At 36.2% G+C, this 10,458-nt stretch carries 11 protein-coding genes and 1 tRNA gene; all 12 read left to right on the top strand.

Annotation, left to right across the window (positions count from 1 at the left end; translation table 11 throughout):
* On the top strand, nucleotides 1–1,465 hold a 1,465-nt coding region (gene uvrA, locus NC818_02105), incomplete at its 5' end, for an excinuclease ABC subunit UvrA (GenBank protein ID MCM8783558.1).
* 77 nt (nucleotides 1,466–1,542) lie between these two features.
* Nucleotides 1,543–3,978: a tetratricopeptide repeat protein gene (locus tag NC818_02100; protein ID MCM8783557.1), complete on the top strand. Its 2,436-nt coding sequence runs from the start codon at nucleotides 1,543–1,545 to the stop codon at nucleotides 3,976–3,978.
* A 65-nt stretch (nucleotides 3,979–4,043) separates the two neighbouring features.
* Nucleotides 4,044–4,724, top strand: a complete 681-nt coding sequence (locus NC818_02095; protein MCM8783556.1) for a MotA/TolQ/ExbB proton channel family protein — start codon at nucleotides 4,044–4,046, stop codon at nucleotides 4,722–4,724.
* Between the two features lie 14 nt (nucleotides 4,725–4,738).
* Nucleotides 4,739–5,161, top strand: a complete 423-nt coding sequence (locus tag NC818_02090) for a biopolymer transporter ExbD (protein ID MCM8783555.1) — start codon at nucleotides 4,739–4,741, stop codon at nucleotides 5,159–5,161.
* Nucleotides 5,148–5,834, top strand: a complete 687-nt coding sequence (locus tag NC818_02085; protein MCM8783554.1) for a hypothetical protein — start codon at nucleotides 5,148–5,150, stop codon at nucleotides 5,832–5,834. The genes NC818_02090 and NC818_02085 overlap by 14 nt, the downstream gene beginning before the upstream one ends.
* Nucleotides 5,827–6,081 carry a hypothetical protein gene (locus NC818_02080; protein ID MCM8783553.1) on the top strand — a complete coding sequence of 85 codons (255 nt, stop codon included), beginning with the start codon at nucleotides 5,827–5,829 and terminating at the stop codon, nucleotides 6,079–6,081. The genes NC818_02085 and NC818_02080 overlap by 8 nt, the downstream gene beginning before the upstream one ends.
* Nucleotides 6,078–6,275 carry a winged helix-turn-helix domain-containing protein gene (locus NC818_02075; GenBank protein ID MCM8783552.1) on the top strand — a complete coding sequence of 66 codons (198 nt, stop codon included), beginning with the start codon at nucleotides 6,078–6,080 and terminating at the stop codon, nucleotides 6,273–6,275. Before NC818_02080 ends, NC818_02075 begins: the two co-directional genes overlap by 4 nt.
* 117 nt (nucleotides 6,276–6,392) lie before the next feature.
* On the top strand, nucleotides 6,393–7,196 hold the full coding sequence (locus NC818_02070; protein ID MCM8783551.1) for a histone deacetylase: 804 nt from the start codon (nucleotides 6,393–6,395) through the stop codon (nucleotides 7,194–7,196).
* Nucleotides 7,197–7,209: 13 nt separating this feature from the next.
* On the top strand, nucleotides 7,210–8,280 hold the full coding sequence (mnmA, locus tag NC818_02065) for a tRNA 2-thiouridine(34) synthase MnmA (protein ID MCM8783550.1): 1,071 nt from the start codon (nucleotides 7,210–7,212) through the stop codon (nucleotides 8,278–8,280).
* The gene (gene larE / locus NC818_02060) at nucleotides 8,273–9,103 is read left to right on the top strand and encodes an ATP-dependent sacrificial sulfur transferase LarE (protein MCM8783549.1); all 831 of its coding nucleotides are present in this window, start codon (nucleotides 8,273–8,275) and stop codon (nucleotides 9,101–9,103) included. Before mnmA ends, larE begins: the two co-directional genes overlap by 8 nt.
* 217 nt (nucleotides 9,104–9,320) lie before the next feature.
* A tRNA-Met gene (locus NC818_02055) sits at nucleotides 9,321–9,394 on the top strand.
* Between the two features lie 68 nt (nucleotides 9,395–9,462).
* The gene (tilS, locus tag NC818_02050; GenBank protein MCM8783548.1) at nucleotides 9,463–10,458 is read left to right on the top strand and encodes a tRNA lysidine(34) synthetase TilS; all 996 of its coding nucleotides are present in this window, start codon (nucleotides 9,463–9,465) and stop codon (nucleotides 10,456–10,458) included.

The following is a 10,458-nucleotide window of genomic DNA, read 5'->3' as shown; positions in this document are numbered from 1 at the left end:
AATTGCCCATCAGATTTTAAAAGAAGTTAAAGAAAGACTAAATTTTTTGATTAATGTAGGTCTTTCTTATCTTACTCTTAGCCGGTCAGCCAGTACACTTTCGGGAGGAGAAGCCCAAAGAATTCGTTTGGCTACACAGATTGGAGCGGGGCTGGTGGGGGTTATTTATATTTTAGATGAACCGAGTATTGGTTTGCATCAGCGGGATAATACAAAATTGTTGAATAGTCTAAAGACTCTACGTGATTTGGGAAATACATTGATTGTTGTCGAGCATGATGAGGCGACAATAAGAAATGCGGACTACATCGTTGATCTTGGTCCCGGAGCAGGAAAGCATGGTGGGGAGGTGATCTTTAGCGGGGCCTTAAAGGGACTTCTTTCTTCCAAGAATTCCCTTACGGCACAATATCTGCGGGGAGAGTTGAAGATAGAAATTAGGGAAAAACGACGTGCCTATAAGAACGTAAAATTCTTAGAGGTCTTAGGAGCAGAGGAGCACAATTTAAAGAAAATTGATGTTAAAATTCCTTTGGGTGTATTTAGTTGCGTAACTGGTGTTTCTGGATCAGGGAAAAGTACCCTTATTCACGAAATTCTCTTTCGCGCCCTCGCCCAGAGGTTCTATCATTCTAAAGAAAAACCGGGTAAATACCGGCAGATAAAAGGTATGGATTTTATAGATAAGGTGATTGTAATTGACCAGTCTCCGATTGGAAGAACGCCGCGTTCAAATCCTGCTACCTATACCGGAATCTTTACTTATATCCGTGATTTGTTTAGTTTACTTCCTGATTCACGCATGCGTGGATATAAAGCAGGAAGGTTTAGTTTCAATGTGAAAGGAGGACGTTGTGAAGGATGTCAGGGGGATGGAGTGAAGAGAATAGAGATGCATTTTCTTCCTGATATTTATATAGTGTGCGATGTTTGTAAAGGAGCGCGTTTTAATGAACAGACATTAGAGATAAAATATAAGGGAAAGTCAATTCGCGATGTTTTAGAAATGACGGTTGAGGAAGCACTGGAGCTTTTTGCTAACATCCCTAAGATAAGAAATAAACTCCAGATTCTTTACGAAGTAGGCTTGGGTTATATCCAATTGGGGCAATCGGCTACTACACTTTCTGGCGGAGAGGCACAGAGAGTAAAACTGGCGGCAGAATTAGGTAAGAAATCCACGGGAAAAACCCTCTATCTTCTGGATGAGCCAACTACCGGACTCCATTTTGCGGATATTGCTAAACTGCTGCAGGTTTTGCATAAATTAGTAGATATGGGCAATACGGTAGTAGTGATTGAACATAATCTGGATGTGATTAAAACCGCTGATTATATTATTGACCTTGGTCCAGAGGGCGGAGAAAAAGGAGGGTTTGTGGTTATTTGTGGCAGCCCCGAGGAGGTTGCTGATTGTAGCTCTTCCTATACGGGACAATATTTAAAAAAAGTTTTAGGACGTTAGAGGATTAGAATATAGTTCTAAAGGGGATTAATTTTCTTGAGAAAAATATGTTTCTGTGATAGATTAAGCAGTTAAAGATGAAGAATAAAATAATAATAATATTTATGTTCATTCTTTTTATTAACTGTCTTTCCTTTGCAGGTGAGGAAGAAGATTTTGCTTTTGCCAAGAGGACTTTTGAAGATAAATTTTATGAAGTAGCCATAAAACAGTTTGAAACATTTCTTAAAAATTATCCGGAAAGTGGCAAAATTAATCAAGTCCATCTCTTTCTTGCCCAGTGCTATTATCATCTTGATAAATTATTGCCTGCCCTTTCGGAATTAGAGTTGATTGCTAAGAAACAATTAGAAAAGGAACTTACGGAAGCGGTTTTATATTGGTTGGGTGAAGTTTATTTGAAAGGAAAAGATTTCTCTACCGCGAGGGAATATTTTCTTAAAATAATTAATAGTTTTCCCGAATCTGCCTATAAAGATTACGCCTTACATGCTCTTGCCTTGAGTCATTATGATACCGATGATGTCAAAGAAGCAATATTTTGGTGGGATAAGTTGGATACAGATTTACTTAGCGAGGAAATTGCTCAGGAAGTTTTAATGTATAAGGGAAAAGGCTATTTTAAATTGGGTAGATATGACAGTGCAAAGGAATGTTTTTTGTTTTTTATAAATCGGTTTCCGAAGGGAAGGTTTCTTGATGAGGCATATTATTATTTAGGAGAAATTTCTTTCCGTACTTTTGATTATAATGATGCTTTGGATAACTATTCTAAAGTCATACTCCGTTTTCCTCGTTCCTCTTTCTTAGAGATGGCGCGTATTGGTATTGCGTGGGTATATTTAGAAACAGGGCGTTATGAAGAAGCGGAGAAATATTTCAAAAATTTTATTGAAACGAGACAGGGAACCAGTGTTTTAGATTATGCATTTGTAGGTTTGGCGAATACGCTTGTAAAATTAAATCGTTATAATGACGCGATAGATGTATATGAAAAAATAATTAAAGAATTTCCAGAGTCATCTCATGTATTTTCTGCCCATGTGGGTAAGGCAGAATGTCTTTACAGTTTGGCACGTTATAACGAAGCGATAGATTTTTGTAAAGAGGCGATAAGAAGATTTAATCGCCAGCACGAGAAGGACGATTTTTATTACACTATGGGTTGGGCATATCGAAAATTAGGTAAATTGGATGAGGCAGTTCTAATTTTTGAAGACATTGTTCATTATTCAAATGATGAGCAACTTAAAGTTTCCTCTCTTTCTTGTTTGGGTGATATTTATTTGGAAAAAGAAGATTATGTTAAAGCTCAAGAATTTTATGATATTGTTTTGAAAGAGTATCCTGGTAGTCTATATGTAGACTATGCTCAAATGCAATTGGGGCTTATATTCTATAGGATGGAAAGATACGATGCGGCAATTATTGCATTGAGGAATCTCATTTTGAATTTTCCTTCCACTCGATTTAAGGAAGGGGCTAATTATTATTTGGCAATGTCTTATTTTAAACAAAGAGATTATGTTCGCGCAGAGGAAGAATTTGCCAAGCTTTCTAATTCAAGTGCCTATGGCGAGGAGGCGGAGATAAAGCGAGGAGTTTGTTTAATGAATAGTGGTAAATATCGGGAGGCGATTGATTGGTTTAAGAAAATTCGCAGTATTATAAGAACCGATAAACATCTTCTAGCCTTAGATTATTATAATGCTTGGGCATATTATTTTACGGGAAAGGAGAAAGAGTTTCTTAAGGCTATAGATAACATATTGAAACGTTATCCTGATTCAGATTTTTCTCCCGATATTATTTTTTGGCTAGGGGAGTACTATTACCAGAAGAAAGATTTTGTTAAAGCAGAAGAATATTTTGCCCAATTGGTTTCAAGATTCCCTCATGACGATTTGGTAGACGATGTCTATTATTGGTTAGGATGGACAAGCTATCACAAAAAAGACTTTTTGGCGAGTATTAGATATTTCGAAAAAATATTAGATAGCTGCTCTGGTAGTCCCTTTGTACCCGAGGCTTTATATAGAAAAGGGAAAATACTTTGTGAGATGCGAATGTTTAGTGAAGCGGAGGATGTATTTAGACAGTTAGAGAAAAGGTTTCCTGATACGCGGTTTTTCTATCTTGCACTTCAAGAGCAGGCTTCCTTAAAGAAAGATAAAGGAGATTTTGACAACGCTTTAATTTTGTTGCGGAAAGGGGAAACTTGTCCTTTAAAGGACTTAGCTGCATTAATTAGATTTGAAATAGCTTCCCTTCTGGAAGAGAAAAACAATTTAGACGAGGCTCTTACAGAATATCTTAAGATAGTTTACCTTGAGGGCTTGGATAATTTGGAACTTATGGAACAGACCAAAATACGCATTGCGGATATCTTGGAAAAGAAAGGTAGATGGATTGAGGCAGAAGAGATATACAACTACCTACTTAAATCAGAAAATCAGGATATCAAGAATTTGGCCCGCAAACGATTAGAGGGGGTCAGGGAGAAATTGAGGTAAGTTTTGGTTATTTGATATTTGATGATAACTTATAAAGATATAAAAGAGATTGAAAGGAGGATGAAATGGGAGGATTAGGAATGTGGGAAATAGTTCAAAAAGGTGGGCCTTTAATGTATCCTATTATCTTTTGTTCCATTCTTTCTTTAGCGGTAGTTATGGAAAGGCTTTATCATCTTTATCGGGCAAAGATTGATACGCGTGAATTTATGGATAGTATAGCGAACATTTTGCGTAGAAATCGTTTGAGAGACGCTTTGCAGAAATGCGAAGAAACTCCGGGGCCGATAGCGCATATCTTAAAAGCAGGTATCTTGAAACATGGTCGGGCGAGAGCAGAGATAAAAGAAGCGATTGAGGATGCTGCTTTGCAAGAAATACCCCGTTTAGAGAAGAATCTGGGGATTCTGGCAACGGTAGCCCATATCTCTCCTCTTTTAGGTTTATTGGGAACAGTTACAGGAATGGTAAGGTGTTTTCAGATTATTCAGGAAAAAGCTGTTTCTTTAAATCCGATAAATCCCGGTGACCTTGCTGGTGGAATATGGGAAGCACTTCTTACAACGGTAGCAGGGTTAGTGGTTGCTATTCCTACTTTTGTTGTCTATAATTATTTAGTAAGCAGGGTTGATGGTTTTGTTTTAGATATGGAGCGTTCTGCAACAGAATTGGTTAATCTCCTTACCGAGGAGGAGGGAATTAAGAATTTGGCTTCTGGGGTTGCTGGTAAAGGGGAAGTTGAATAGAAAGGAAGGGAGTGATGCGTTTTAGAAGACATTTTGAATGGGAAAAAGGTCAACGAGGAATAGATATTACGCCTCTTGTGGATGTAGTTTTTCAATTATTGATTTTTTTTCTTATAACATCTTCCTTCGTGGTTACTCAAACAGGCATAAAAATAAATCTTCCTAAAGCCATAACCAGTGAAGCACTGCAAGAGGAGACCGTGGTAATTCTTATAAACAAGAATGACTTGATATTTCTAAACGAGAAGGCGGTGACAATAAAAGAATTAGGAAACTATCTTGAGGATTTGCCACGGAAAAAAGCTATAGTCTTGAAAGCAGATAAAAAATCATCCTTAGGTAAGATAGTAGAAATTTGGGACCTCTGTCGAGAAAAGGGTATAGATAAATTAAATATAGCTACGGTCACAGAGGAAGGTAAAAATGGTTCTCACTAAGGAATTTAAAAATTCTATTATCATTTCTTTATTTATGCATATATTTATCTTTTTTATTTTCAATATTCATCTTTTTCCCCAGCGGAAGGAATTGTTTAGAAATGTAGAGGTTTCTTTCTATGGCAATTTGTTAGAAGAATATGGCAATAAAGGAAAGAAAACAAAAGAAGCGACTTCTTTATCTTTGAGAGATAAGTTAGATTCTGTTTTTGAAAAGAAGACCTCTATCCCTTGGGATAATATTGTGTATCAAAAGGATATGCGCTATATCTTTCCTGAAAAACCGTATAAAGAGATGGTGGACAAAAGAAAACATTCAGTTTTTACAGCAAATACGCAACAGGGAGATAAATTTACTTTTTTTTCTCTAAATAATAAAACCGATTCCAAATTGGATTCTTTACCTTTGATTATTAAAGATATATTATCTTCTGATTTGAGTTATCTTGTTATTCCTAAGGGAGAGAATATGACTTTTAAACTACGTTTTTTCATCTCAGAGAAAGGGTTAGTAGAGTTTGTGGAACCGCTTTTTTTCAGCGGTAATCCTGAACTGGATATTTTTGTAAGGAAGGCGGTGAAGGAATGGGTTTTTCTACCACCGGCAAATAAGAGGGGTAGATGGTATGAAATAGATTTTTGTCCGCGGATTATGGCGAGAAGGAATGATTAATATTGACTTTTCTACGGCAATTGGGTTATATTTATTAATGGTTATTTTGCTTATTGGTATTTCTTGGGTTATTTTTGAACAGAGGATTAAGACTAAAGGTTTTTTGCGCCTTTGGCCTAAAAAAAATATTTGGCATTGTTCAATATGTGCATATACATATATAGATAAAGAAACCGAAATTTCTATTTGTCCACGCTGTAAAAGTTATAACAAAAGAGAGAAAATAGAAAGGGGTGATAAATTATGATTACCGAGATAGGTATTACTGCGGGAGATATTTGGCATTACCTTGATGAACACGGACAGACTACACTTTCTACTTTAATCGCAGGGATTGATAAGTCGCGTGATTTAGTATTGATGAGTTTAGGTTGGTTGGCACGAGAAGGTCATGTTATTTTAGAAGGGGAAAGCGAATATCGCATATCTTTACGAAGATAGTTAAAGAGTGCTTCTCAAATTCTTTTTTTTTATTCTCCTAAATACGAGGTAGATTTAGGACTGCATGTTTTTCCTACCGTTAAATATAGACTTATCAAAGAATGTTTATCCGAGAAACTGGGTCTAAAAGACGAGGCATTTATTTCCCCTACCACCGCCACTAAAGAAACGGTTTGTTTGGTACATACCTCGGATTATTTTGAAAAATTGAAATTTGGGCGTTTGTCTCTTGAGGAATTGTTACGTTTGGAGATTCCTATGAATGAGGAAATATTTACCGCATCGTTAATTTGTGTAGAGGGTTCTTATTTAGCCGGCAAATATGCTTTGGGTAATAAGTTGGGTATTCATATTGGGGGTGGTTTTCATCATGCTTTTCCTGACCATGGAGAGGGTTTCTGTGTATTTAATGATATTGCTATTGCGATAAGGAAGTTACAGAAGGAAGGATTAATAAAGAAGGCAATGGTTATTGATTGTGATTTACATCAAGGAAATGGCACAGCTTATATTTTCCAAAGGGATAGTACAGTTTTTACTTTTTCTATTCATCAAGAGAACAATTACCCATTTTATAAACCCGCGGGCAGTTTAGACATAGGTTTAGATGATGGAACAGATGATGGAGGGTATCTAGCTCCTCTTAAAGAAGCAATACCGCCTATTCTTAGAAATTTTAAGCCAGAGATTATTTTTTATCAGGCGGGTGCAGACCCTTATAAAAACGACCAATTAGGAGGACTCAGATTGACCAAAGATGGATTAAGAGAACGTGATGCATTTATTTTTAATCAGGCAAAGGAAAACAATATATCAATTGCGGTTACTTTAGGTGGTGGATATGCAGTGAATATACAGGATACTGTAGGGATACATTGTAATACAATTATAGAGGCACTTAAAGCTTTTGGTTTATACTAAAAGAATGAAAGAGATGAAGAAGAGGGTCCTAGTAGCTATGAGTGGAGGAGTTGATTCTGCGGTAACAGCCTATCTTCTTAAAGGAGCCGGTTACGAAGTAATGGGAGCGACAATTAAGCTTTGGACAGAAGGGAGTTGTGGCTTTGATTCTCCAAATACCCTTGGGGCTCTTAGAGATATAGAAAGTTGTCAAGCAGTGGCGAAAAAATTGAAAATTCCTTATTATGTTTTTGATTTGGAAAATGAGTTTAAAAAATGGGTTATTGAGTATTTCCTAAAAGAATATTCTCGTGGAAGAACTCCTAATCCTTGCGTAATCTGTAATTCGCTTATAAAATGGGGTTTTTTTTTAGAAAGGGCTATGGAAATGAAAGCAGATTTTATCGCTACGGGACACTATGCTAAAATTGGTTTTAGTAGAAATAAGAAAAGATTTATTTTGAAGGAGGCAGAGGATAAAGAAAAAGACCAGTCCTATTTCTTGTTTAACCTTAGTCAGGATAAACTTTCGCGGACAATATTACCCTTGGGAAGATATAACAAATCCGAAGTCCGTAAGCTCGCAGAAGAGCTTGGGCTTTCTGTTTATAATAGAACAGAGAGCCAAGATATTTGTTTTGGTTTTCGTGACAACAAACATTTTTTCTTTTCTAATAATTTTCCGAAAATAAAGCCCGGTTTGATTTTAAATAGAAAAGGCACAGTTTTGGGGAAGCACAAAGGAATAGTTTTCTATACTGTTGGTCAACGGGAAGGATTGGGAATTGGTTGGCATGTGCCTTTATATGTGACCAAGATTGATGCTAAGAAAAATGTGGTGGTTGTAGGCGAGAGGAATGAAGTTCTGCAGAGTTGTCTTAAGGCAAAGAATTTGAACTGGGTAAGCATAGACAAGCCTAAAGATAAAATTAGAGTGGAGGCAAGAATTAGATATAGACATTTAAAAGCACATGCTACATTGTTCCCTAGGGAGGATAATTCAGTAAGAGTTGTTTTTGATACGCCACAGTTTGCAATTACTCCGGGACAGGCGGTAGTTTTTTATAAAAAAGATTTAGTCCTGGGAGGAGGATGGATTGAATAAAACCAGAAACCAGAGACCAGAAAACAGTAACGAGAAATTAGAGAAGCTCAAGAAGATTCTAGAAAAACTTGGTTCGGTAATAATTGCCTATTCAGGAGGGGTGGATTCGTCATTGTTACTTAAAGTGGCAAGGGATACTTTAGGTAAGGATAGTGTTTTGGCAGTGACTGCTTTCTCCTCTACTTATCCCAAGGTTGAATATAGGCAAGCTAAAACTTTAGCTAACCAGTTGGGAGTAGAGCATTTGATTGTTTATACAGAAGAGTTGAGAAATAAGAATTTTCGAAAGAATCTGAAAAATCGCTGTTTTTACTGTAAGCATGAATTTTTTAAAAAGTTAGCTTCTCTTTGCCAAAAAAGAGGTTTTAACAAGGTTATAGATGGAACGAATTATGAAGATAGATTTGACTATCGTCCCGGTTTGAAAGCGCGAAATAAATGGGGCGTATTTAGTCCTCTGGAAAAAGCAGGTTTAAGAAAAGAGGAGATTCGTAGGTTGGCGAAAGATTTACGTCTTCCTAACTGGAACAAACCTGCTCAGCCCTGTCTTGCTTCACGTTTTTCTTACGGCACAGAGATTAATCTTAAAAAATTGAGTATGATAGAAAGAGCTGAGGAATTTCTCCGAGGAAAAGGTTTTAGTCAGGTGAGGGTCCGTTTACATCAGGATATAGTCCGTATTGAAGTAGAAAAAGAAAAAATTTCTAGAATCTTTTCTCGAACCTTGAGAGAAGAAATTGTTAGAAAGTTTAAAAGGGTCGGATTTAAGTACATTGCTTTAGATCTTGAAGGCTATAGAATGGGTAGCATTAGTCCTGATTAATCCTGTTAGAAATTAAACCTCTTGCAAAATATTTTTATTATGGTATGATATAAAAACAAAAGTTTTAAACATCCTTAATTGGTTGGGTTGTTGATAAAAATTAAACGAAATAAGTTTAAGATTGATAATTATTTACTATTTAATAGAAGGTATGAATTATTTAATTAAACAAGCCTCTTGCTTTTAGCAATGTCAGAGGTTAAAGGAAGTATGGTTTGACGGCGTAGCTCAGTCTGGTAGAGCAAGCGGCTCATACCCGCTATGTCGGTGGTTCAAATCCACTCGCCGTCACGAAATTTATAATTAGGCACAAATTGCTGAGGTAACGATTCAAAAACTACTTTCGGTGATTTTAAGATATGCTTAAAGAGAAAATAGAGAAAACTATTTCTAAATTCAGGATGTTAAATAAGGGAGATAAAGTGCTTGTAGGAGTATCTGGAGGCCCAGACTCTGTTTGCCTGCTTTATCTACTTTATAAACTAAAGGAAAGTTTGAATTTGGGATTGCATGTTTGTCATCTTAATCATAAATTACGGGGAAAGGATTCAGATGACGATGCTTCTTTTGTAAAAGATTTTACAGAACGTTTAGGACTTCCTTTCTATGGAGGAGAGATAGATGTAAAGGAAGAGATTAGGAAAAGAGGTTGGTCAGAAGAGGAAGGAGCGCGGTTTTTACGTTACGAATTTTTTTTCCAGAATGCTGAAAATAGAGGGATAAGAAAAATTGCTGTGGGACATACCCGTGATGATCAGGTAGAAACTGTACTTATGCATTTGGTTAAAGGAGCGGGTATCTTGGGGTTAAGGGGTATTCCTCCGGTTAGGGAAGAAAAAAGTTTCTTAATCATCAGACCACTTTTTGAAATTTGGCGTGAGGAAATAATGAATTTTTTGCATCAAGAAAAAATAGGTTATCGTATTGACAAAACCAATTTTTCTTCTCTGTATTTACGCAATCGTATAAGAAATAAACTCATTCCTTATTTAATAAATGATTATAACCCTCGTATTAAAGAAATTTTAGCTAACACTGCGGAGAATCTCGGTTTAATATATGAATATATAAACAAACAGGGCAGACGAAAATTTAATTCCGTGGCGAAGGTAAGGCATGAAGAGATAATGATTATTTTAGATAAGTTTAGAAAACTTCATCCTGTTTTACAGAGAGAAATCTTTCGTTTGGTAATCAAGGAGTTAAAAGGAAATTTGAGGAGGATTAATTATCAGCACTGGAAGGAGTTTGAGGAGCTTTTTCAGAAAAGGTCTACAGGTTCAATGATCGATTTACCTCAAGGAATTTCCGTAGAGAAAGATAAGAAATCATTGATATTCTTTCTAAAAAATTGA

Source organism: Candidatus Omnitrophota bacterium, assembly GCA_023819145.1.
GTDB lineage: Bacteria > Omnitrophota > Gorgyraeia > DTHP01 > DTHP01 > JBFWKV01.
The sequence above is the reverse complement of the archived record's forward strand: the minus strand, read 5'-3'. Positions and strand labels throughout refer to the sequence as shown.